The sequence below is a fragment of the Xanthobacter flavus genome, from assembly GCF_017875275.1.
GTDB classification, from domain to species: domain Bacteria; phylum Pseudomonadota; class Alphaproteobacteria; order Rhizobiales; family Xanthobacteraceae; genus Xanthobacter; species Xanthobacter flavus_A.
On the sequence record NZ_JAGGML010000001.1, the window covers coordinates 1,111,620 to 1,133,494 of the forward strand.

The 21,875-nt window shown below is 67.5% G+C and carries 20 protein-coding genes; 16 read left to right on the top strand and 4 right to left on the bottom strand.

Translation table 11 applies throughout. The annotated features are described in order from the left end of the window. Positions 1-36: 36 nt before the first annotated feature. Positions 37-1,440 (bottom strand): glutamine synthetase family protein, encoded by a 1,404-nt coding sequence (locus J2126_RS05410; protein ID WP_209484677.1) that lies wholly within the window; start codon positions 1,438-1,440, stop codon positions 37-39. 266 nt (positions 1,441-1,706) lie between these two features. After that, positions 1,707-2,582, bottom strand: coding sequence for a DUF3108 domain-containing protein (locus J2126_RS05415; RefSeq protein WP_245327217.1), 876 nt, complete (start codon positions 2,580-2,582; stop codon positions 1,707-1,709). Positions 2,583-2,915: 333 nt separating this feature from the next. Between J2126_RS05415 and infC the strand changes: the two genes are divergently transcribed. Then, positions 2,916-3,440 carry a translation initiation factor IF-3 gene (gene infC, locus J2126_RS05420; RefSeq protein WP_209484678.1) on the top strand — a complete coding sequence of 175 codons (525 nt, stop codon included), beginning with the start codon at positions 2,916-2,918 and terminating at the stop codon, positions 3,438-3,440. A 124-nt stretch (positions 3,441-3,564) separates the two neighbouring features. Here infC and J2126_RS05425 read toward each other — a convergent pair whose 3' ends face one another. After that, positions 3,565-4,248: a BA14K family protein gene (locus J2126_RS05425; protein ID WP_245327218.1), complete on the bottom strand. Its 684-nt coding sequence runs from the start codon at positions 4,246-4,248 to the stop codon at positions 3,565-3,567. A gap of 197 nt (positions 4,249-4,445) precedes the next feature. Here J2126_RS05425 and J2126_RS05430 point away from each other — a divergent pair, with 197 nt between their 5' ends. The 9 genes from J2126_RS05430 (at position 4,446) to J2126_RS05470 (ending at position 13,244) form a co-directional block, all read left to right on the top strand. Further along, the gene (locus J2126_RS05430) at positions 4,446-4,985 is read left to right on the top strand and encodes a BA14K family protein (RefSeq protein ID WP_209484680.1); all 540 of its coding nucleotides are present in this window, start codon (positions 4,446-4,448) and stop codon (positions 4,983-4,985) included. Positions 4,986-5,243: 258 nt separating this feature from the next. Next, positions 5,244-5,444 carry a 50S ribosomal protein L35 gene (rpmI, locus tag J2126_RS05435; RefSeq protein ID WP_121622521.1) on the top strand — a complete coding sequence of 67 codons (201 nt, stop codon included), beginning with the start codon at positions 5,244-5,246 and terminating at the stop codon, positions 5,442-5,444. Between the two features lie 28 nt (positions 5,445-5,472). Then, positions 5,473-5,835: a 50S ribosomal protein L20 gene (rplT, locus tag J2126_RS05440; RefSeq protein ID WP_024280414.1), complete on the top strand. Its 363-nt coding sequence runs from the start codon at positions 5,473-5,475 to the stop codon at positions 5,833-5,835. A 183-nt stretch (positions 5,836-6,018) separates the two neighbouring features. After that, on the top strand, positions 6,019-7,131 hold the full coding sequence (pheS, locus tag J2126_RS05445; RefSeq protein ID WP_209484682.1) for a phenylalanine--tRNA ligase subunit alpha: 1,113 nt from the start codon (positions 6,019-6,021) through the stop codon (positions 7,129-7,131). 12 nt (positions 7,132-7,143) lie between these two features. Then, complete coding sequence (gene pheT / locus J2126_RS05450) at positions 7,144-9,558, top strand: phenylalanine--tRNA ligase subunit beta (protein ID WP_209484684.1); 2,415 nt, start codon at positions 7,144-7,146, stop codon at positions 9,556-9,558. A gap of 234 nt (positions 9,559-9,792) precedes the next feature. Beyond that, positions 9,793-9,927 (top strand): 50S ribosomal protein L34, encoded by a 135-nt coding sequence (gene rpmH, locus J2126_RS05455; RefSeq protein ID WP_024280417.1) that lies wholly within the window; start codon positions 9,793-9,795, stop codon positions 9,925-9,927. Between the two features lie 44 nt (positions 9,928-9,971). Then, complete coding sequence (rnpA, locus tag J2126_RS05460) at positions 9,972-10,511, top strand: ribonuclease P protein component (RefSeq protein ID WP_209484686.1); 540 nt, start codon at positions 9,972-9,974, stop codon at positions 10,509-10,511. Next, entirely contained in the window at positions 10,504-12,345 is a 1,842-nt protein-coding gene (gene yidC / locus J2126_RS05465) for a membrane protein insertase YidC (protein ID WP_209484688.1), read from the top strand. The genes rnpA and yidC overlap by 8 nt, the downstream gene beginning before the upstream one ends. Positions 12,346-12,461: 116 nt before the next feature. Continuing rightward, the gene (locus J2126_RS05470; RefSeq protein WP_209484689.1) at positions 12,462-13,244 is read left to right on the top strand and encodes an ArsR/SmtB family transcription factor; all 783 of its coding nucleotides are present in this window, start codon (positions 12,462-12,464) and stop codon (positions 13,242-13,244) included. A gap of 67 nt (positions 13,245-13,311) precedes the next feature. On the opposite strand, the gene J2126_RS05475 is transcribed toward J2126_RS05470, so the two are convergent. Beyond that, positions 13,312-14,274, bottom strand: coding sequence for a LysR substrate-binding domain-containing protein (locus tag J2126_RS05475; protein ID WP_209484691.1), 963 nt, complete (start codon positions 14,272-14,274; stop codon positions 13,312-13,314). A 94-nt stretch (positions 14,275-14,368) separates the two neighbouring features. On the opposite strand from J2126_RS05475, the gene J2126_RS05480 reads away from it, so the two are divergent. The 6 genes from J2126_RS05480 to tkt all read left to right on the top strand — a co-directional run bounded on the left by J2126_RS05480 (position 14,369) and on the right by tkt (position 21,665). Further along, positions 14,369-15,835, top strand: a complete 1,467-nt coding sequence (locus tag J2126_RS05480; RefSeq protein WP_209484693.1) for a form I ribulose bisphosphate carboxylase large subunit — start codon at positions 14,369-14,371, stop codon at positions 15,833-15,835. Positions 15,836-15,846: 11 nt separating this feature from the next. Next, positions 15,847-16,248, top strand: coding sequence for a ribulose bisphosphate carboxylase small subunit (locus J2126_RS05485; RefSeq protein WP_209484695.1), 402 nt, complete (start codon positions 15,847-15,849; stop codon positions 16,246-16,248). A gap of 70 nt (positions 16,249-16,318) precedes the next feature. Continuing rightward, on the top strand, positions 16,319-17,272 hold the full coding sequence (cbbX, locus tag J2126_RS05490) for a CbbX protein (protein WP_209484697.1): 954 nt from the start codon (positions 16,319-16,321) through the stop codon (positions 17,270-17,272). An 87-nt stretch (positions 17,273-17,359) separates the two neighbouring features. Then, positions 17,360-18,448, top strand: coding sequence for a class 1 fructose-bisphosphatase (locus J2126_RS05495; protein ID WP_209484699.1), 1,089 nt, complete (start codon positions 17,360-17,362; stop codon positions 18,446-18,448). Positions 18,449-18,483: 35 nt separating this feature from the next. Next, on the top strand, positions 18,484-19,359 hold the full coding sequence (locus tag J2126_RS05500; RefSeq protein ID WP_209484701.1) for a phosphoribulokinase: 876 nt from the start codon (positions 18,484-18,486) through the stop codon (positions 19,357-19,359). A 242-nt stretch (positions 19,360-19,601) separates the two neighbouring features. Next, entirely contained in the window at positions 19,602-21,665 is a 2,064-nt protein-coding gene (tkt, locus tag J2126_RS05505; protein WP_209484703.1) for a transketolase, read from the top strand. Positions 21,666-21,875 lie beyond the last annotated feature (210 nt).

Sequence of the window (21,875 nt, forward strand, 5' to 3'; positions counted from 1 at the left end):
CGTTTTCCTTCTTCTTCTCGTTGGGCACCGTCGGCCTCATACATTGAGCAGAAGGTACTCCCGCTCCCAGGGCGAGATCACCCTCATGAAGGTTTCGAACTCGGCCTGCTTCACCGCCGCATAGGCGGAGACGAACCGGGCGCCGAGCACCTCGGCAAGCGGTTCGCTCTCCTGAAACGCCGCAACCGCCTCCAGGAGCCCGCGGGGCAGGTCGAAATCGAGATTTTTCGCGTCGCCGTCGATGGGATCGGTGGCACGCAGGTTCTCTGTCAGGCCGAGATAGCCGCAGGCGAGGGAGGCGGCGATGGCGAGATAGGGGTTGGCGTCCGATGATGGCACCCGGTTCTCCAGCCGCCGCGCCTCGGGGGTGGAAGGCGGCACGCGCAGACCGGCCGTCCGGTTGTCGTAGCCCCATTGCAGGTTGATGGGCGCCATGGAGTCGCGCGTCAGCCGGCGGTAGGAATTCACATAGGGCGCCATGATGCACATGACGGCCGGCAGATATTTCTGGTGGCCGGCGATGAAGGAGAAGAACTCCGGCGTCGGGTCGCCGTCCTCGTCGGAGAACAGGTTGCCCCCGGTGGCGGTGTTGAGCACCGACTGGTGGATGTGCATGGCGCTGCCCGGCTCGTTGGCGATGGGCTTGGCCATGAAGGTCGCGTAGATCTTGTGGGCGAGCGCCGCCTCGCGGATCGTGCGCTTGAACAGGAACACCTGGTCCGCCAGCACGAGCGGATCTCCGTGGCGCAGGTTGATCTCCATCTGCGCCGCGCCGTCCTCGTGGATCAGCGTGTCGATCTCCAGCCCCTGGGCCTCGGAATAATCGTAGATGTCCTCGAACAGGGCATCGAACTCGTTCACCGCCTGGATCGAATAGGACTGGCGGCCGATCTCCGGCCGGCCGGAACGGCCCACCGGCGGCTTCAGGGGATAGTCGGGATCGGTGTTGGGCTCGACGAGATAGAACTCGATCTCCGGCGCCACCACCGGCTTCCAGCCCTTCTTCTCGTAGAGCGAGATGACGTGACGCAGCACCTGCCGGGGGGCAAGCTCCACCGGACGCCCGTCGCGGTGGTAGGCGTCATGGATCACCTGGGCGGTGGGGTCCTGCGCCCACGGCACCGAGCACAGGGTGGCAAGGTCCGGCTCCAGCACGAGGTCGCTGTCCGCGATCACCGAATCGACCAGCCCGTCATAGTCGGGATATTCGCCGGAGATGGTCTGGAAGAAGACCGACAGCGGCAGGTTCATCACGGGCGAGGAGAAGAATTTGGACGCCGGCATGATCTTGCCGCGCGCCACGCCGGCGAGATCGGGAACGGTGCATTCGATCTCGGTGATGCCCCGGCTGGCCATCCAGGCCTTGGCTTCCGTCAGCGATGACACACCCCGCGGGGCCGTTGCCTGAGCCTTCTGCGCACCCTTGCTGCGTTTCGCCATGATGTCCTCGCGCGTGAACCGCTCACGCCCGAGCAGGGAACACCTGCGCCGCTGCCGGTGTCAACGCGACCCGGTGCCGGCAACGCTCACGTTCGGGGTAGATGCGACAGCGAGGGCGGTGTCCCGGCGCGGGATTGCGGCAGGCGCCTCCTTGGAACAGCCATCGAACGAATCGCGACCGAATCGCAGTGCCCGCCGCGTTCCCCCTTCTCCCCCTACGAGATGTTGGGGTGTGGGATGAGCGGTAGCGGATTCAGGCCGGCCGCTCAGCGCGGGGCGTTCACAGGGACGGTGTTTGCCTTAACCTCAGTTTCCAGCGAGGTCGCCTCCAGCAAAGCCGTGCCGATCATGGTGGCGACGGACACGCGAAACGGCGCCATCAGGCGGGTGCCGGCAATCGGCACCAGCCACACGGAGATGTCCTTGTTCTCCGTCATGTACTTGACCGTATAGCGCGAGGGCCGGTGGCCTGCGACGGGCTGGTAACGCACCGAGCACACCACCGCAGAGCCCGCATATCCCGCCACCTTCACCGCCTCGGTGCGCTGGTAGGTCAGGGCCAGGTCGTAGCGCTGGCGCCCGTCGAACACCGGGACCGAGCGGGCGCAGGCCGCGGCGGACAGCATGTCGCCGGTGCCGGGCACGTAGACGAAAGCGCCACTCATGGGATCGAGGATGTTCTGCAGCACCGACTGCTCGATGGGAACGCGGTCGGCGGCCGGCTTCAGCGGCGGCTCCACCTCCATCTCCTTCAACGCCCCGGAAGCCATGGCGAGGCGCGCTGTTTCCGCCTTGCCATCGGCCTCGGCATTGAGCGCGTAGACCTTCGGCACCAGCTTTCCGCCGGAGATGGTCCCACGCGAGGCCGCGACGCCCTTGCCGGAGGAGACCGCCCGCAGCACGCCGGTGACGCGGGCCGAGCCGGAAATCTCATAGGCCTGATCGCCGGCCGCGACGGTGATGGAGCCCCGGCCCAGCTCGACGCCGCCGACGGTCAGCACATATTTGGCGTTCAGCTTCCCGTCCGCGCGGGCAGGCCCGGCGAGCGCCGTCCAGCCGGCAATCATCAGGATACCAGCCACGGCGGCAGCGGCACGGGGCCGGGAGCGAGGCAGAAGAGCAGTCATCGGGGTCGTCGTCATTGCATAGTCCGGATGGAGATGTCCGGGGGGCCGGCGGACCCTTGTCCCAGAGGCATGCACAGGGAAGGCGGCTGAACTGTGACCCCTGCCCTGACCTGCAGGCGGCACCAGCGAGCCGTCCTGCCGGCCCGATCGCGGCAGACCCTGTCGGCAGAGGCCGGGGCGACGCCGCGCGAATCCGCATGGGTCATTGACTTTACGGCGGTTTGTCACGATCTTTCCAGCCTACCCTGAGAGGCGGGTTGCGCAGACGACGGCGAGGACCGGCGCCGCGGCCCGTTTACCTCGGGGGATCGTGTTGATTGCCAAGGAGCTGAAGCCATTCGCCGCCCTATGAGACCCGTCGCGCCGGAGAAGGATGGACCGCGCGTCAATGAGGAAATCCGCATCCGCGAAGTCCAACTGATCGACCAGGACGGTCAGAACCGCGGCGTGGTAGCAATCCGCGATGCGCTCACGCTGGCGCAGGAAGCCGGGCTCGATCTCGTCGAGATTTCCCCCAATTCCGCGCCCCCCGTCTGCAAGATCCTCGATTACGGCCGCTTCAAGTACCAGAACCAGAAGAAGGCCAGCGAGGCGCGCAAGAAGCAGAAGGTGGTCGAGGTCAAGGAGATCAAGCTCCGCCCGGGCATCGACGACCACGACTACGACGTGAAGATGCGGGCCATGCAGCGCTTCTTCGAGGAAGGCGACAAGGTGAAGGTGACCCTGCGCTTCCGTGGTCGCGAGATGGCGCATCAGGACATCGGCTACAAGCTGCTCCAGAAGCTCAAGGAAGATGTGTCGCCGGTGGCCAAGGTCGAGGCCGAGCCCATGCTCGAGGGCCGGCAGATGATCATGATTCTCGCCCCCCGCTGACCCGGGCCTTGAGGACGGAATAAAGAAAAAGCCCGGCGCAGCGCGCCGGGCTTTTCTCGTTTCTGACCTCTCAGACCCACCCCTCCCGATGAGGGGCGCGGCCGCGTGAACGGCCGCGCAAGCCTCACGGGCAGGGGTGCTGGAGCCCGTCGTAGCCGGTGTAGGTACCGGTGTTCGGGTTGTACGACCGGAAGCGCGACATGCAATACGCCACCGCATCGTTCGTATAGACCGGCTCGGCATTGGCCGCCGCCACCGCGCCGAGCGCCAGTCCGCTGGCGACTCCGAGGGCGATCCACGCGCCGGTGTTGTTGTAATAGCCCCAGCCCCAGCCGGGACGATACCAGCCCCAGCCCGGACGCCACGGTCCCGGCCCCCAAGCGCCCGGCGGCGGGCGCCAGCCTGGACGGCCCCAACCCGGTCCGCCGGGTCCCCAGCCGGGACGGCCAGGACCCCAACCGGGACGGCCCGCATAGACCGGACGGCCGACATAGCCGGGACGACCGACGAAACCGGGGCGACCCACATAGCCCGGACGACCGACGAAGCCGGGACGGCCGACATAACCGGGGCGCCCCACATAGCCGGGACGGACGCCCACCCGGGGGCCGCCCATGCGCACGGCCCCGACCCGCGGTCCGCCGCCGCCGCGCCAGGCGACGGTTTCAACCGCGCCGGCATTGGCAAGCGCGGGATTGGCAAGGCCAAGGCGCAGCGCTTGTGCATTCGCGACGGGAACCGAAAGCGAAAGCATGCCGCCGGCGACCGCAGCCGCTGCAAACAATGCCACCCTTCTTGTGCCGAACATGATCTTCACTCCCTCAACACTTTCCATCTTCAGCGCTCTTTGTGTCGAATGTTTCGCGGACGTCGCGGAACTTGCGGCTGGAAAGCGGCGAAGTGGTGCATTCAATCGTTTGCGTGCCGCCGCCAATCACTCGTGCGTGACCAGAGGCATCCTTGCATCGCCCGGCGGCGTTGACCGGGAATAACAAGGAGTTCGGTATGCATCATCTGTTGCGCAAGACCTTCCGGCGGATCACCGTCGGCCTCACCTCCGCGGCCATCGTCGTTTCCAGCGTCGGTGTGGCCACTGTGGCGACGGCTCCGGCCGCATCGGCGCAGGCGTTGCGGGCCGGTGCCGCATCCATGAAGGTCCAGGCCGCGGCACCCGACGAGGTGCAGGTGCGGCGTGGCGGGCCAAGGCGCGGACCGGGATACGTCAAGCGAGGGCCGGTCCGTGGACCGGGCTATGGCCGCCCCGGATACGGCCGCCCCGGCTGGCATGGGCCGCGCCCCGGCTATCACGCGCGCTGGGGACGCCCCTATTGGCGGAACGGCAGCTGGTACTACCGCAATAACAACGGCGCGTGGATCGCGGCCGGCATCGCCGGCCTCGCCCTCGGCGCGGCGGCGGGTGCGGCGGCGGCCAACTCGAACAGCGGTAGCAACGCGGTCGCCTATTGCTCGCAACGCTTCCGCTCCTACAACCCCGCCACCGGCACCTACACCGGCTATGACGGGCTGCAGCATCCCTGCCCCTGATCCCGGCCGTTCTGGTTGACGAAAAGGTCGCCGCCTTGCGCGGCGGCCTTTCTTCGTGTCCCGATGCCGGCCCACCGCCTGTTGCGCGCAGCCTGGGCGGGGCGGCACTTGCCTTTATGCCTCCTCTCCTGTAACGACTGCCGCCTTCGAACTCGCCGGCGATTAAGGGCTGCCGCGCGGGTTCATACCGCTCAACAGCAACAAGAGGCTGAGCGTCCACCGCCCTCGCGGGCGCGGACCCATGCCACGGAGAGCCAAATGCCCAAGATGAAGACCAAGTCGGGAGCGAAGAAACGCTTCCGCCTGACGGGTACGGGAAAAGTGATCGCGGGTCAGGCCGGCAAGCGCCATGGCATGATCAAGCGCACCAACAACCAGATCCGCAACCAGCGCGGCACGACCATCCTCGCCGAGTGCGACGGGCGCGTCATCCGCAAGTCGTTCCTGCCGAACGGCTGACGCCACTGCGATCTGAAGGAGCTTTCCCATGGCCCGCGTGAAACGTGGCGTTACCTCACACGCCAAGCACAAGAAGGTCTACAAAGCCGCAAAGGGCTTTTACGGCCGCCGCAAGAATACCATCCGCGCTGCGAAGTCCGCCGTCGAACGGTCGATGCAGTATGCCTACCGCGATCGCAAGGTGAAGAAGCGCAATTTCCGCGCGCTCTGGATCCAGCGCATCAACGCCGGCGTGCGCGCGCTTGATCTCGACCTGACCTATTCGCGATTTATCGATGGTCTCGGCAAGGCCGGGATCGAGGTCGACCGCAAGGTGCTCTCGGATATCGCCATCCACGAGCCCGACGCGTTCAAGGCCCTGGTGGAGAAGGCCAAGGCCGCTCTCGTCTGAGAGGCGGCCCTCGCCTGATCGCAGCGCCCGGCGCGCTGCCTTCTCCTCCCGTCTTTTCCGAGACCTTCAAGAGCCCCGTGCGGATCGTCCGTCCGGGGCTTTTGCCATTGGGCGCGGCCCGTCTATAAGCGGCGCGACCCGACGCCGGCCCCCCGCCGGCCTTTCGCTTTCCGGGATAGGCCCATGTCCGCGACACCATCCGCCACCGATCCGAGCGCCCTGGAAGACCTTCAGGAATGCCTCTCCGCCGCCATCCTGCGCGCGCAGGACGAGGCCGGCCTTGAAGAGGTCCGCATCGCGGCCCTCGGCAAGAAGGGGTCGGTCTCCGAACTGCTGAAATCGCTCGGCGGCATGAGCCCGGACGAACGCAAGGTGATGGGCCCCGCCATCAACGGCCTGCGCGACGCCGTGCAGGGCCTCCTCTCCCACCGCCGCGCCGCCCTGAAGAGCGCCGCGCTGGAGGCGCGCCTCGCCACCGAAAAGGTGGACGTGACGCTTCCCGTGCGCGAGGCCGCCGCCGAGACCGGCCGCGTCCATCCGATCGCGCAGGTGATGGAGGAATTGACCGCCATCTTCGCCGACATGGGATTCTCGGTAGCGGAAGGGCCGGACATCGAGGACGACTTCCACAATTTCACCGCGCTGAACTTCCCCGCCGGCCATCCGGCGCGCGAGATGCACGACACCTTCTTCCTGCCTCCCGGCACGGACGGCGAGCGCAAGGTGCTGCGCACCCACACCTCCCCCGTGCAGGTGCGCACCATGCAGGCGCAGAAGCCGCCCATCCGCGTCATCTGCCCCGGCCGCACCTATCGCTGCGATTCGGACCAGACCCACACCCCCATGTTCCATCAGGTGGAGGGGCTGGTGATCGACAAGGGCGCGCACCTCGGGCACCTCAAGTGGGTGCTGGAGGAGTTCTGCAAGTCCTTCTTCGAGGTGGAGGGCGTGAAGATGCGCTTCCGCCCCTCCTTCTTCCCCTTCACCGAGCCGTCCATGGAAGTGGACATCCAGTGCGACCGCTCCCGCCCCGGCGAGATCCGCTTCGGCGAGGGCTCGGACTGGCTGGAAATCCTCGGCTGCGGGATGGTGCATCCCAACGTGCTCCGCAACTGCGGCATCGACCCGGACGAATACCAGGGCTTCGCCTGGGGCATGGGCATCGATCGCATCGCCATGCTCAAGTACGGCATGAGCGACCTGCGCGCCTTCTTCGAGGCCGATGTGCGCTGGCTCTCCCACTACGGCTTCCGCCCGCTGGATTTCCCCACCCTCGCCGGCGGCCTGAGCGCGTAAGGAGCAGGACCCATGAAATTCACCTACTCCTGGCTCAAGGACCACCTGGAGCCCACCGCCAGCTTCGACCAGATCGTGGAGCGCCTCTCCCTCATCGGCCTCGAGGTCGAGGGCGTGGAGGACAAGGCCAAGCAGCTCGCGCCCTTCGTGGTGGGCGAGGTGCTGACCGCCGAGAAGCACCCCAACGCGGACAAGCTGCGCGTCTGCACCGTCTCCATCGGCAGCGGCGACCCCATCCAGGTGGTCTGCGGCGCGCCGAATGCGCGGGCGGGCCTGAAGACCGTCTTCGCGGCGCCAGGCACGGTCATCCCCACGTCGGGGCTGGAACTGAAGATCGGCAAGATTCGCGACGTGGAAAGCCGCGGCATGCTCTGCTCGGCCCGCGAGATGGGCCTTTCCGAGGAGCATGACGGCATCCTGGAGCTGCCGGCAGACGCCCCCGTGGGCGCCCCTTTCGCGGAAGTGCTCGGCCTCAACGATCCGGTGATTGAGATCGCGGTGACGCCCAACCGCGCCGACTGCCTCGGCGTCTCCGGCGTCGCCCGCGACCTCGCCGCCGCCGGCCTCGGCGAGCTGATGGCGCCGCGCGTGAAGCCGGTAGAGGGCACCTTCCCCGCCCCGCTGAAGGTGACGCTGGAATTCGGCGAGTCCTCGCCGCTGTGCCCCGCCTTCGCGCTTCGGGTGGTGAAGGGCGTGAAGAACGGCCCCTCCCCCCAGTGGCTGCAGGATCGCCTGCGCGCCATCGGCCTGCGCCCCATCAACGCGCTGGTGGATGTCACCAATTTCATGACGTTCGACCGCAACCGCCCGCTCCACGTCTTCGACCTGAACAAGGTGACGGGCAACCTCGTGGTGCGCCGGGCCAAGGGCGGCGAGACGCTGCTGGCGCTCGACGGCAAGACCTACATGCTCGACGAGAGCATGTGCGTCATCGCTGACGACACCGGCGTGGAGAGCCTCGCCGGCATCATGGGCGGCGAAGAGTCAGGCTGCGACGAGAGCACCACCGACGTGGTGATCGAATCGGCGCTCTGGGACCCCATCAACATCGCGCAGACCGGCCGCAGGCTCGGCATCAATTCCGATGCCCGTTTCCGCTTCGAGCGCGGCATCGACCCGGCCTCCACTCTGCCGGGGCTCGACCTCGCCACCCACCTCATCCTTGAGCTGTGCGGCGGCGCGCCGTCCGATCTGGTGCTGGCGGGCGCCATCCCCGACACCACCCGCACCATTGCCTTCCCGCTCACCGAGGTGAAGCGGCTGACCGGGCTGGAAGCCAGCGAGGACGAGATTCGCGGCGTGCTGGACAGGCTCGGCTTCGTCGTCACAGGCAGCGCGCCGGTGCTTGAGGTGGTGCCGCCCTCGTGGCGTGGCGACATAGAGGGCAAGGCGGACCTCGTGGAAGAAGTGGTGCGCATCCTCGGCCTCGAGCGCGTGCCCGCCACCGAGCTGCCGCGCGGCGCCGATGCCCGCAAGGCGGTGCTGACCACTCTCCAGCTGCGCAGCCGCAAGGCCCGGCGCGCGCTGGCCGCGCGGGGCATGGTGGAGGCGGTCACCTGGTCCTTCGTGTCCAAGGAGGCCGCGAAGATCTTCGGCGGCGGCGCGGACGCCCTCGCCCTTTCGAATCCCATCGCCTCGGACCTCTCGGACATGCGCCCGAGCCTCCTGCCCGGCCTGATCAAGGCGGCCGGCGCCAATGCGGCGCGCGGGGCCGGCGACGTGGCCCTGTTCGAGGTGGGCCAGATCTTCCTCGGCGACGGCCCCGGCGACCAGCGGCAGGCCGCCTCCGGCATCCGCCGTGGCACGGCCAAGCCCACGGGCGGTGGGCGCCACTGGGCGGGCAATGCGGCGGCGGTGGACGCCTTCGACGCCAAGGCCGACGCCCTCGCGGCGCTTGCCGCCTGCGGCGCGCCTGTGGCGAATCTGCAGGTCACCACCGATGCCCCCGGCTGGTACCACCCCGGCCGCTCCGGCACGCTGCGCCTCGGCTCCAACGCCATGGCCCATTTCGGCGAGATCCATCCCGCCGTGCTGGAGGCCCTGGACGTGACGGGGCCGCTGATCGCCTTCGAGATCGTGCTCGACAAGATTCCCGAGCCCAAGGCCAAGGCGACGCGGGTGAAGCCGAATCTCGACCTTTCCCCCTTCCAGGCGGTGAAGCGCGACTTCGCCTTCCTCGTCGGCCGGGACGTTGCCGCCGCTGACATCCTCAGGGCGGCGCAGGGCGCGGACAAGAAGCTCGTGACCGGCGTCGGCGTATTCGACCTGTACGAGGGCAAGGGAATCGATCCCGACAAGAAGTCGGTGGCGGTGGAGGTCACGCTCCAGCCGCGCGAGCGCACGCTCACCGACAAGGAGATCGAGGAGGTCGCCGGCCGCATCGTCGCGGAAGTGGCGAAGAAGACGGGCGCAACGCTGCGCGCCTGACGAGAAGCGCCGGCGGCGCGTGTTGTCCCCATGCTCTGGATTGACGCGCGCCGCCGCTGCCCCTATAAGCCGAGCCCGAACTCAGGCGGCTGCGGCGGCCGGAGCCCAGCCCTCATTTCCGCTTGATCCTTATGGATCGGGTCGCGAGCCGGGCAGCAGCGAACCATCGCCGTCGCAGCGCCGCTGCTGGGGTCCGATCCGCAAGGCGGCCTCAAGACATCTGGAGATTTGACCGTGAAGCGCACCTATCAACCCAGCAAGCTCGTGCGCAAGCGCCGCCACGGCTTCCGTGCGCGCATGGAGACCCGCAACGGCCGCAAGATCATTGCCGCCCGCCGCGCCCACGGCCGCAAGCGCCTGTCCGCCTGAGGGTGGACCCTCGCGGAGCTGCCCGTCTTCGGGAGCCGTCCAACGTGGAACGCCCCTCGGATCTCAATCCGGATCGTCTCCGCCGGCTGGACCGCCTCAAGAAACGCCGTGATTTCCTCGCTGCGGCCAAGGCCGAGCGTGCCGGCGTCGCCTCCTTCCTCATGCAGGGCCGCGATCGCGGCGATGGGGAAGATGTGCGGGTCGGCTTCACCGTGACCAAGAAGACCGGCAATTCCGTTATGCGCAATCGCATCCGCCGCCGCCTCCGCGAGGCGGTGCGGCTGGTGCTGCCGGAGGCCGGACGCCCCGGCTTCGATTATGTGCTGGTGGCCCGCGAGGCCGCGCTGCGCACCCCCTTCGACAGCCTCGTATCCGAGATGGAGCGCGCCGTGCGCAAACTGCACGCGCCAAAAGCTCCGAAGGATGCCTCCTCAAAAGACAGGTCGCGGCCCCGGCAGGGCGCGCCGCGAGTCTTAAAAGAGTCGCTGCCGGCGTCTAAGGACGCCGCACGCTCCACCGGCGCTGCCGGCCCGAACACTCCCGATTTGACGATGCCGCCGACGGAGACCCTCCGGCATGAGTGATAACCGCAACATGTTCATCGCCATCGGCCTGTCGATGGCGATCCTCATCGGCTGGCAGTTCTTCTTCGGCATTCCGCAGGCGGAAAAGCAGCGCCAGGCCGCAGAGCAGCAGCGAATCGAGCAGGCCGCCCAGCAGCAGGCGCAGTCCGGCACCACGCCGACGCCCGGCGCGGCTCCGGGAACGACCCCCGCCGGCTTGCCCCAGACCGGCGTGCCCGGCGCCGGGCGGGCGCTGACCCGCGCCGAGGCGATCGCCGCCTCCCCCCGCGCGCCCATCGCCACCCAGCGCCTCAGCGGCTCGATCTCGCTGCGCGGCGCCCGGGCGGACGACCTCCTGCTGACCGAGTATCACGAGACGGTGGACCCCAAGAGCCCGAACATCGTGCTCCTGTCGCCGTCCGGCGGTCCCAATCCCTTCTACGCGGAATTCGGCTGGACCTCGGCCGCCGGCGCCGGCGTCGCCGTGCCCGGCCCCGACACCCTGTGGACCGCCCAGCCCGGCGCGACCCTGACGGAGAAGACCCCCCTCGTCCTCACCTGGGACAATGGGCAGGGCCTGACCTTCCGCCGCACCTTCACCATCGACGATCATTACATGTTCGCGGTGAAGGACGAGGTGGAGAACAAGGGCGCCGCCGCCGCCACGCTTTACCCTTATGCCCTCGTCTCGCGCCACGGCGTGCCAAAGGTCGAGGGCTTCTACATCCTGCACGAGGGCCTGATCGGCGTCCTCGGCGACAATGGCCTGCAGGAAGTCACCTATGCCAAGCTGGACAAGGAGAAGCCCCTCACCTTCTCCTCCACCGGCGGCTGGCTCGGCATAACGGACAAATACTGGGCGGCGACCGTCATTCCCGACCAGAGCGTGAAGGTGGACGCGAAGTTCTCCTCGGCCATGATCAACGGCCAGCAGACCTTCCAGACCGACTATCTCGCCCAGCCCCTGACGGTGGAGCCGGGCGGCAAGGTCGCCTCCTCCGGCCAGCTCTTCGCCGGCGCCAAGGTGGTGCAGGTGGTGGACGGCTATGCCGAGACCTACAAGATCGACCGCTTCGACCGGCTGATCGACTGGGGCTGGTTCTATTTCATCACCAAGCCGCTGTTTCTCGTCATCGACTGGATCTATCGCGTCGTCGGCAATTTCGGCGTCGCCATCCTCGTGGTGACCGTGCTGCTGAAGGGCATCTTCTTCCCGCTCGCCAACAAGTCCTACGCCTCGATGGCGAAGATGAAGGCGGTGCAGCCGGAACTCACCTCCATCCGCGAACGCTACGCCGACGACAAGGTGAAGCAGCAGCAGGCGATGATGGAGCTGTACAAGAAGGAGAAGATCAATCCGGTTGCGGGGTGCCTGCCCATCCTGATCCAGATTCCGGTGTTCTTCGCCCTCTACAAGGTGCTGTTCGTGACCATCGAGATGCGGCACGCGCCGTTCTTCGGCTGGATCCGCGACCTCTCGGCGCCCGACCCGACCACCGTGTTCAACCTGTTCGGGCTGATCCCCTGGGATCCCGGCTCCGTGCCGGTCATCGGCAGCTATCTCCTGCTCGGCGCCTGGCCGCTCATCATGGGCGTGACCATGTGGGTGCAGATGAAGCTGAACCCGGCCCCGCCGGACCCGACCCAGCAGATGATCTTCAACTGGATGCCCATCATCTTCACCTTCATGCTGGCGCACTTCGCCGCCGGTCTGGTGATCTACTGGGCCTGGAACAACACCCTCTCCGTCACCCAGCAGGCGCTCATCATGCGGCGGCACGGGGTGAAGATCGAACTGTGGGACAACATCAAGAGCGCAATAGGCCTCGGCAAGAAGCAGGCGGCGAAGGGATAGCCGCACCGCTGTTTCGAACGGGATCGAAACGCCGCGCTCCTCCGAGCGCGGCGTTTCTGTTTTGCATGTATATGTGACCATCTTGACACGTGACTAAATTGGAACATATTGCACCCATGGATGACGTCTTCGCCGCCCTGTCCCACCCCGTCCGGCGAACGGTGCTCGATCTGCTACAGGAGCACGATGGCCGCACGCTTGGCGAGCTGGAGCAGGCGCTGAAGCCGCACACCACCCTCACCCGCTTCGGCGTGATGAAACACCTCAAGGTGCTGGAGGAAGCACATCTCCTCCTCACCCGGAAAGTGGGCCGTGAGAAGCACCATTATCTCAACCCGGTCCCTATCCAGCTCGTCGCCGACCGCTGGATTTCCCGTTATGCCGCGCCGCATATGGCGGCGATGACCGGCCTGAAGCTTCTTTTGGAGAACAATCCAATGAGTTCCACCGCGCCGAAGCACATCTATGAGTTGTTCATCAAGGCGACGCCTCAAGCCCTTTGGGAGGTGCTGGCGGACGATGCGAAAACGCCGCTCTATGAGCACTTCAACATGACCAGCCGGACCGAATGGCGGACCGGAGGCTCGCGGAACTATTACATGGGCGACCGGCAGGTCATCGCCTGCACCATCCTGGAAATGGAGCCACCGCATCGGCTTGTCCTGTCCTTCCACGCCCAGTGGGCGCCAGACGTAGCGGCGGACAAGCCCTCGCGGGTCACATGGGAGATCGCGCCGATCGGCGCGGATGCCTGCAAGCTGACGCTCATTCACGACGATTTCGACGGAGAGACGGCAACCTCCAAGGCCGTGGTGCACGGCTGGCCGGAGGGATTGTCCCGGCTCAAGACCCTCGTTGAGACGGGCGAGCCCTTCCAGATGGCCGCGCCGGCTGCCTGACGGCCCGCAAGCGCATCAAACCAAGGATCTGGAGCCTCTCCCCGCTTCCATGAAACCAGGAGACGCTCTAGACGCGAGCCTCCGGCAGATAGCAGCGCCCGCCCTCCCCGCCCGGCATCTGCGGCAGGAAGCTGCCGCCCTCGCGGGCGAGGAAGTCCATCAGCGCCTGACCGGCCGGCATCAGGCGCTTGTCGCGGGCGCGCACGGCCAGCCACTGGCGCACCACCGGCAGCCCCTCCACCTCCAGCACACGCAGTCGGCCGTCCGCCACCTCCGCCGCCACCGTGTGGGCGGAGATGAAGGCGAGGCCGAGTCCCGCCATCACCGATTGCTTGATGGTCTCGTTGGAGCCGATCTCCATGGCGATGGGCGGGTTGGGCGCCCCCGCCTCCTCGAACACCCGTTCCATGAGCATGCGCGTGCCTGAGCCCGGCTCGCGCACCAGAAGCGATTCGCGGGCGAGATCGGCCGGTGTGATTCGCTTGCGCCGCTTGAAAAGGGGATGGTCCACGGGTGCCACGACGATGTGCGGATGGTCGCCGATGAGCCGCGTCTCCGCCTCCAGCGCGGTGGGGGGACGGCCCATGATCGCCACGTCGAAATCGAGGCTCACCATGCCCCGGAGGATGTCCTCGCGATTGCCGATGATGAGCTTCAGCTCGATTTCCGGCCGCCGCCGGCGAAAAGCGGCAAGCGCCATGGGGGCGAAATATTTGGCGGTGGAGACCACCCCTACCACCACCGAACCCCGCTCGGGGCTCTTCATCGCCGCGATGGCCTGCTCGGCCTCGGACAAGGCCCGCGCGATGCGCTCCTGAGCCGACAGAAGCTCCTGTCCAGCGGCGGTCGGTCGCAGACGGCCGTCCACGCGCTCGAAGACGGGGACACCGATGTCCTCCTCCAGCGCCTTCATCTGGGCGGTGACCGCAGGCGGGCTCAAACCCATGTCCTGCGCGGCTTTGGCGTAGGAGCCGGAGGCCGCGGCGAGGGCCACGAGGCGGAGTTGGCGAAGGGTCCAGTGGGGCGCCACTTCAGGTTTCCTGAATGCCTAGTTCATATCATTTAAATTTACCTGAAATCGAGCCGGGGGCAAGGTCACCTCAACAAACAGGAGGGCCGCCATCATGGGTGCCGACGCCGCCATCGGGCAGATCAAGGACGCCAAGAAGAGGTACGCCGCAGGCGTGCTGAAGTATGCGCAGATGGGCTATTGGGATGGCGACTACGTCCCCAAGGACACTGACATCCTCGCGCTGTTCCGCGTCACCCCCCAGGACGGCGTCGACCCCATTGAGGCAGCTGCGGCCGTCGCCGGCGAAAGTTCCACCGCCACCTGGACCGTGGTGTGGACCGACCGCCTCACCGCCGCCGACATGTACCGCGCCAAGGCCTACAAGGTGGAGCCGGTGCCGGGCCAGCCGGGGCAGTATTTCTGCTGGGTCGCCTATGATCTCGACCTGTTCGAGGAAGGCTCGATCGCCAACCTCACCGCCTCGATCATCGGCAACGTCTTCTCCTTCAAGCCGCTGAAGGCCTGCCGCCTGGAGGACATGCGCCTCCCCGTCGCCTATGTGAAGACCTTCCGGGGCCCGCCCACCGGCATCGTGGTGGAGCGCGAGCGCCTCGACAAGTTCGGCCGCCCGCTGCTGGGCGCCACCACCAAGCCGAAGCTGGGCCTGTCCGGCAAGAATTACGGCCGCGTGGTCTATGAAGCCCTCAAGGGCGGCCTCGATTTCGTGAAGGACGACGAGAACATCAACTCCCAGCCCTTCATGCACTGGCGGGACCGCTTCCTCTACTGCATGGAAGCCGTCAACAAGGCGCAGGCCGAGACCGGCGAGGTGAAGGGGCACTACCTCAACATCACCGCCGGCACCATGGAGGAGATGTACCGCCGCGCCGAATTCGCCAAGGAGCTGGGCTCCGTGGTGGTGATGGTGGACCTCATCGTCGGCTGGACCGCGATCCAGTCCATCTCCCACTGGTGCCGGGAGAACGACATGATCCTGCACATGCACCGTGCGGGCCATGGCACCTACACGCGCCAGAAGGGCCACGGCATCTCGTTCCGCGTCATCGCCAAGTGGCTGCGCCTCGCCGGCGTCGACCATCTCCACACCGGCACCGCGGTGGGCAAGCTGGAAGGCGACCCCATGACCGTGCAGGGCTACTACAACGTCTGCCGCGAGACGACGACGAAGACCGACTACACCCGTGGCATCTTCTTCGATCAGGACTGGGCGGGCCTGCGCAAGGTCATGCCGGTCGCCTCGGGCGGCATCCACGCCGGCCAGATGCACCAGCTCATCGACCTGTTCGGCGAGGACGTGGTGCTCCAGTTCGGCGGCGGCACCATCGGCCATCCGGACGGCATCCAGGCCGGCGCCATCGCCAACCGCGTCGCCCTCGAGACCATGATCCTCGCCCGCAACGAGGGCCGGGACATCAAGAACGAAGGCCCGGAAATCCTCATCGAGGCCGCCAAGTGGTGCCAGCCGCTGCGCGCCGCGCTCGATACCTGGGGCGAGGTGACCTTCAACTACGCCTCCACCGACACGTCCGACTTCGTGCCCACCGCGTCCGTCGCCTGAGGAGAAGAGACATGCGCATCACCCAAGGCACCTTCTCCTTCCTGCCCGATCTCACGGCGACCCAGGTCAAGGCCCAGATCCAGTATGCGCTGGAACAGAACTGGGCGGTCTCGGTCGAATACACGGACGATCCCCATCCCCGGAACACCTATTGGGAAATGTGGGGCCTGCCCATGTTCGACCTGCGTGACGCCGCCGGCGTCTATGGCGAGGTCGAGGCCTGCCGCGCCGCCCATCCCGGCAAATATGTGCGCGTGAACGCCTTCGACTCCACCCGTGGGTGGGAGACGATCCGCCTGTCCTTCATCGTGCAGCGCCCGGCGAAGGAAGACGGCTTCCGCCTCGACCGCACCGAGGGTCCGGGCCGCACCCAGCGCTATGCACTCCAGAACCGGGCCTACGCGGCCGGGTGACCTGACCAACCTTTTCGAGCTTCACCAGCGCGGCCGTTCCCACCGCGCCACTTAACGCCGAGGTTCGACCATGCTCGATGTCGCCACATCCGCACCGTCCGCCGCGTTGCCGGCTGAGGCTGCCGAGGGCAGGCTCGACCTCGGCGCTCTCTTCACCGAGAGCGAAGTCCCCGAATTCCTCGCCGAGCTGGACGAGGGCCTGATCGGCCTCAAGCCCGTCAAGCGGCGCATCCGCGAGATCGCCGCCCACCTCGTCATCGGCCGGGCCCGCGAAAAGCTGGGCCTCACCTCCGGCGCGCCGACGCTGCACATGGCGTTCACCGGCAATCCCGGCACCGGCAAGACCACCGTCGCCCTCAAGATGGCGCAGATCCTCCACCGCCTCGGATATGTGCGGCGGGGTCATCTTGTCTCGGTGACGCGGGATGATCTTGTGGGTCAATATATCGGCCACACGGCACCGAAGACCAAAGAGATTCTTAAGAAGGCCATGGGCGGCGTCCTGTTCATAGACGAGGCTTATTATCTGTACCGGCCCGAGAACGAGCGGGATTACGGTCAGGAAGCCATCGAGATCCTGCTCCAGGTGATGGAAAACCAGCGGGACGATCTCGTGGTGATCCTCGCCGGCTACAAGGACCGCATGGACCGCTTCTTCGAGAGCAATCCCGGCTTCCGCTCCCGCATCGCCCACCACATCGACTTCCCGGACTACGAGGACGCCGAGCTGGTGGAGATCGCCAGGACCATGGCGGCCGACGCCGACTACATCTTCAGCCCGGAGGCCGAGGTCGCCATCGAGGAATATGTGGCCAAGCGCCGGCTTCAGCCGAACTTCGCCAACGCGCGCTCCATCCGCAACGCCCTGGACCGCATGCGCCTGCGCCAGTCCCTGCGCCTGTTCGAGACCGGCGGCCTCACCGACCGCGAGGCCCTCGCCACCATCACCGAGCGGGATGTCCGCGCCAGCCGGGTGTTTGCCGGCGGCATCGACGCCCCCGACTACAAGCCGCAGGCGGGCTGATCCGCCGAAGCCAAAGACGACCAAAGAACAAAACCTGTGACGGCCCGACGAACGGGCCGCGCGGAGGAGCCCTCAGGGAGACCTGCCATGTTGGAGCCGAACGCAGACCATCGGGCCGCAGCCGCACAGGCTGTTGCTGCCTCGCGCATCACGCTCACCGTCATGCTGGACGAGTGGGCGGGTGCGGATGCTCGCCGCCGTGCCATCGCGGATACCGTCTGCGCCCTTGCAACCGGCTGCGCGTCGCTGGCCGCCGCCATCGCCGAGGGGCCGCTCGCCGGCGATCTCGCCCGCACCCTCTCTTCCGGCGAGGCCGGCGAAGGCCAGAAGGCGCTCGACGTCATCTCCAACGACATCGTCATCGGCGCGCTTAAGGCGGCGCCGGTGGCGGCGGTGGCGTCCGAGGAGAATGACGCGCCGGTCCTGCTCGATCCTGCGGCGCCGCTCCTCGTTGCCATCGATCCGCTGGACGGCTCGTCCAACATCGACACCGACATCTCGGTGGGCACCATCTTCGCGGTCTTCCCGCGTCCCGAGGGCGCCGACGCGTCCGCCCCCTCGGCCTTCCTGCAGAACGGCCGGGACATGCTGGCCGCGGGCTACGTCATCTACGGCCCGCACACCGCGATGATGCTGACGCTGGGCGCCGGCACCTGGCATTTCGCCCTCGACCGCGCCGGTCTCTTCCGTCTGGTCGATGCCGAGGTGAAGGTGAAGGAGGGCGCGGCCGAGTTCGCCATCAACATGTCCAACTACCACCACTGGGACGCGCCGGTGCGCGACTATGTGGACGACTGCCTCGCCGGCAAGAAGGGCCCGCGGGAGCGCGACTTCAACATGCGCTGGGTGGCCTCCATGGTGGCGGACGCGCACCGCATCTTCCAGCGCGGCGGCATCTATCTTTATCCGGGCGACGGCCGGAAGGGCTACAGCCACGGCCGCCTGCGCCTGCTCTACGAGGCCTTCCCGGTGGCCTTCCTGATGGAACAGGCCGGCGGTTGCGCCACTGATGGCCGGGGCGCGATCCTCGACCTGACCGCCGACGCCCTGCACCAGCGCGTGCCGTTCATCTTCGGCTCGCGCGACGAGGTGGCCCGCGTCAGCCGCTATCACCTCGAGCCGAACGGCCACGGCGAGCGATCGCCGCTGTTCGCCCGGCGCGGACTGTTCATCTGACCCGCGCCCCCTGACCTTCGGAACTCGAGCATCCCATGTCCATCAAGCACCCCATCATCGTCGTCACCGGTTCGTCGGGCGCCGGAACGACCTCCGTCAAGCGGACCTTCGAGCAGATCTTCTACCGCGAGAAGGTCAAGGCGGCCTTCGTGGAAGGCGACAGCTTCCACCGCTACGACCGCTATGAGATGCGCGAGCTGATGGCCGCCGAGGCGGCCAAGGGCAACAAGCACTTCAGCCACTTCTCGCCCGAAACCAACCGGCTCGATGATCTCGCCCAGTTGTTCAAGGACTATGGCGCCACCGGCTCCGGCCGCTTCCGCCACTATGTCCACGATGCCGGCGAGGCGAAGCTCTACAACACCGAACCTGGCCGCTTCACCGACTGGGAAGATCTGGAGCAGGGCACCGACATCCTCTTCTACGAGGGCCTGCACGGAGCCGTCGTCACGGACGAGCTGAACCTCGCCCAGCATGCCGACCTGAAGATCGGCGTGGTTCCCGTCATCAACCTCGAGTGGATTCAGAAGATCCATCGCGACAAGGCCACGCGAGGCTATTCCACCGAGGACGTGACCGACACCATCATGCGGCGCATGCCCGATTACGTGCGCTACATCTGCCCCCAGTTCACCGAGACCGACATCAACTTCCAGCGCGTGCCGACGGTGGACACCTCCAACCCGTTCATCGCCCGCTGGATTCCGACGCCGGACGAGTCGATGGTCGTGATCCGCTTCCGCGACCCGCACGGCATCGATTTCCCGTACCTGCTGTCGATGATCCACAACAGCTTCATGTCGCGGGCGAATTCCATCGTCATCCCGGGCAACAAGCAGGATCTCGCCATGCAGCTCCTGCTGACCCCGCTCATCATGAAGCTCATGGACCGCAAGCGCCGCGCCGCCTGAGGCGGGCGCGACAGTCCCTCCCCCGCGCCGGGGGGAGGGCGAGGGGGAGGGCGGCACGTTCTTGAGCCCCGAAGCCCGGGCGACCTTGGACGCGTGGCTGCCGCCCTCCCCCCACCTCTTCCGGACGGAGCGTGGCCTCCTCCGGCACGAGATGGCGCGTGTTGCGTAACCGATTGAAGGCCCGCCCTCCCCGCCGACTCCGGGACGGGATCTCCGGGCGCGCGAGCCGAAGGGAGAACACCATGACCGCCCACGCCGCTGCCATTGCCGCTGCCGAAGCTCCGGCGCCCGTCGACCGTTCGCCCGGCGCGCTCGGCTGGCCTGTGACGGCGGCCCTGCGTGCGCTCGCCATGGACGGCGTGGAGCGGGCCAAATCCGGCCATCCCGGCGCGCCCATGGGCATGGCCGAGATCGCCGCCGTGCTCTGGCGCGAGCATCTGCGGCACAATCCGGCGGACCCGTCCTGGCCGGACCGCGACCGCTTCGTGCTCTCCAACGGGCACGGCTCCATGCTCATCTATGCGCTCCTGCACCTCACCGGCTACGATCTGCCGATTGCCGAGCTGAAGCGCTTCCGCCAGCTGCATTCGCGCACGCCCGGCCATCCCGAGCTGGGCATGACGCCGGGCGTTGAGACCACCACCGGCCCGCTGGGCCAGGGCCTCGCCAATGCGGTGGGCATGGCGATTGCCGAGAAGACGCTGGCGGCCCAGTTCAACCGGCCGGGGCTCTCCATCGTCGATCACCGCACCTTCGTCTTCCTCGGCGACGGCTGCCTGATGGAGGGCGTGAGCCACGAGGCCTGCTCCCTCGCCGGCCGGCTCGGTCTCGGCAAGCTCGTCGCCTTCTATGACGACAACGGCATCTCCATCGACGGCAAGGTCGAGGAGTGGTTCCCGGACGACACTCCGGCCCGCTTCGCCGCCTATGGCTGGCAGGTCGTCCGCGACGTGGACGGCCATTCCCCCGCGCAGCTGCGGGCGGCGGTCGAGGCGGCGCTTGCCGAGACCGGCAAGCCGACGCTGATCTGCTGCAAGACCACCATCGGCCGCGGCGCCCCCACCAAGGAAGGCCACCAGGACACCCACGGCGCCCCGCTCGGGCCTGAGGAGATCGCCCGTACCCGCGCCGCCATGGGCTGGGAGCATGCGCCCTTCGAGGTGCCGGACGACATCTACGCTCTGTGGAATGCGCGCAAGGACGGCGCCGCCCGCCAGTCGGCGTGGGAGGCGCGGATGGAAGCCTATGCGCGCGCCTATCCGGCGGAGGCCGCCGAATTCCGCCGCCGGCTCAAGGGCGACCTCTCTCCCGCCTTCGTGGCGACTTATGACGCAGCCCTCAAGGCAACGGTGGAGAAGGCCGAGACGGTGGCCACCCGCAAGGCCAGCCAGCTCGCGCTGGCTGCTCTCGCCCCGGCGGTACCGGAATTCCTCGGCGGCTCGGCGGACCTTGCCCATTCCAACCTCACCACCTTCCCCGGCGCCGTACCCATCACCCGCGATCCGGCCGGCAACCAGATCTTCTACGGCGTGCGCGAGTTCGGCATGTCGGCGATCGCCAACGGCATCGCCCTGCACGGCGGGTTCATCCCCTTCGTCGCCACCTTCCTCGTGTTCTCGGACTATGCCCGCAACGCCATGCGCATGAGCGCGCTGATGGGCCAGCGGGTGATCTACATCCTCACCCACGATTCCATCGGCCTCGGCGAGGACGGCCCCACCCACCAGCCGGTGGAGCATGTGGAGAGCCTGCGCCTCATCCCCAATCTCGACGTGTGGCGCCCCGCCGACACGGTGGAGACGCTGAGCGCGTGGCACGCCGCTTTGACGCGCACGAGCGGGCCGAGCGCCCTCATCCTCTCCCGTCAGAACCTGCCCTGCTGGCCGCGCGACGCCGCGCAAATCGAGGCGATCGAGGCCGGCGCCTATGTGCTGCGCGAGAGCGAGGGCCTCGCCCGCGCGGTGCTGGTCGCCACCGGCTCCGAGGTGAAGCTGGCGGCGGCGGCGGCGGACCTGCTCGATACCGCCGGCATCCCGACCCGCATCGTCTCCATGCCCTGCCGCGAGCGCTTCGAGGCGCTGACCGAAACCGAGCGCGCCACCCTGTTTCCCAAGGGTGTGCCCGTGGTGGCGGTGGAGGCGGGCGTGACCCGCGGCTGGCGCGGCCTCTCCGGCACGCGCGCCGACGCCATCACCGCCATCGGCATCGACCGCTTCGGCGAATCCGCGCCGGAAAAGGATCTCTGGCCGCTCTTCGGCTTCACGCCGGAGGCCGTGGCCGACGCCGTGCGGCGGGTGGTGGGGTGAGAAACGCCGCGTCTGTGGCCCGCTTCTACGGCCGTCATGCCCCGGCTTGTCCGGGGCATCCACCGGCCCGCATAAGCGGTGAAGGACAGCGGACAGCGGACACCGGCCAAACGGCATCGTGGATCCCCCGGACAAGCCGGGGGATGGCGGGACGAACGGGACCATGGCGCTCGCATTCCGAGACACCGACTTGAACATTGAAGAGGAGAG

What these genes read in the sequence shown, in the direction of transcription:
- J2126_RS05410 (WP_209484677.1), bottom strand. Translation starts at nt 1,440, where the DNA reads ATGGCGAAACGCAGCAAGGGTGCGCAGAAGGCTCAGGCAACGGCCCCG.
- J2126_RS05415 (WP_245327217.1), bottom strand. Translation starts at nt 2,582, where the DNA reads ATGACGACGACCCCGATGACTGCTCTTCTGCCTCGCTCCCGGCCCCGT.
- infC (WP_209484678.1), top strand. Translation starts at nt 2,916, where the DNA reads ATGAGACCCGTCGCGCCGGAGAAGGATGGACCGCGCGTCAATGAGGAA.
- J2126_RS05425 (WP_245327218.1), bottom strand. Translation starts at nt 4,248, where the DNA reads ATGTTCGGCACAAGAAGGGTGGCATTGTTTGCAGCGGCTGCGGTCGCC.
- J2126_RS05430 (WP_209484680.1), top strand. Translation starts at nt 4,446, where the DNA reads ATGCATCATCTGTTGCGCAAGACCTTCCGGCGGATCACCGTCGGCCTC.
- rpmI (WP_121622521.1), top strand. Translation starts at nt 5,244, where the DNA reads ATGCCCAAGATGAAGACCAAGTCGGGAGCGAAGAAACGCTTCCGCCTG.
- rplT (WP_024280414.1), top strand. Translation starts at nt 5,473, where the DNA reads ATGGCCCGCGTGAAACGTGGCGTTACCTCACACGCCAAGCACAAGAAG.
- pheS (WP_209484682.1), top strand. Translation starts at nt 6,019, where the DNA reads ATGTCCGCGACACCATCCGCCACCGATCCGAGCGCCCTGGAAGACCTT.
- pheT (WP_209484684.1), top strand. Translation starts at nt 7,144, where the DNA reads ATGAAATTCACCTACTCCTGGCTCAAGGACCACCTGGAGCCCACCGCC.
- yidC (WP_209484688.1), top strand. Translation starts at nt 10,504, where the DNA reads ATGAGTGATAACCGCAACATGTTCATCGCCATCGGCCTGTCGATGGCG.
- J2126_RS05470 (WP_209484689.1), top strand. Translation starts at nt 12,462, where the DNA reads ATGGATGACGTCTTCGCCGCCCTGTCCCACCCCGTCCGGCGAACGGTG.
- J2126_RS05480 (WP_209484693.1), top strand. Translation starts at nt 14,369, where the DNA reads ATGGGTGCCGACGCCGCCATCGGGCAGATCAAGGACGCCAAGAAGAGG.
- J2126_RS05485 (WP_209484695.1), top strand. Translation starts at nt 15,847, where the DNA reads ATGCGCATCACCCAAGGCACCTTCTCCTTCCTGCCCGATCTCACGGCG.
- cbbX (WP_209484697.1), top strand. Translation starts at nt 16,319, where the DNA reads ATGCTCGATGTCGCCACATCCGCACCGTCCGCCGCGTTGCCGGCTGAG.
- J2126_RS05495 (WP_209484699.1), top strand. Translation starts at nt 17,360, where the DNA reads ATGTTGGAGCCGAACGCAGACCATCGGGCCGCAGCCGCACAGGCTGTT.
- J2126_RS05500 (WP_209484701.1), top strand. Translation starts at nt 18,484, where the DNA reads ATGTCCATCAAGCACCCCATCATCGTCGTCACCGGTTCGTCGGGCGCC.
- tkt (WP_209484703.1), top strand. Translation starts at nt 19,602, where the DNA reads ATGACCGCCCACGCCGCTGCCATTGCCGCTGCCGAAGCTCCGGCGCCC.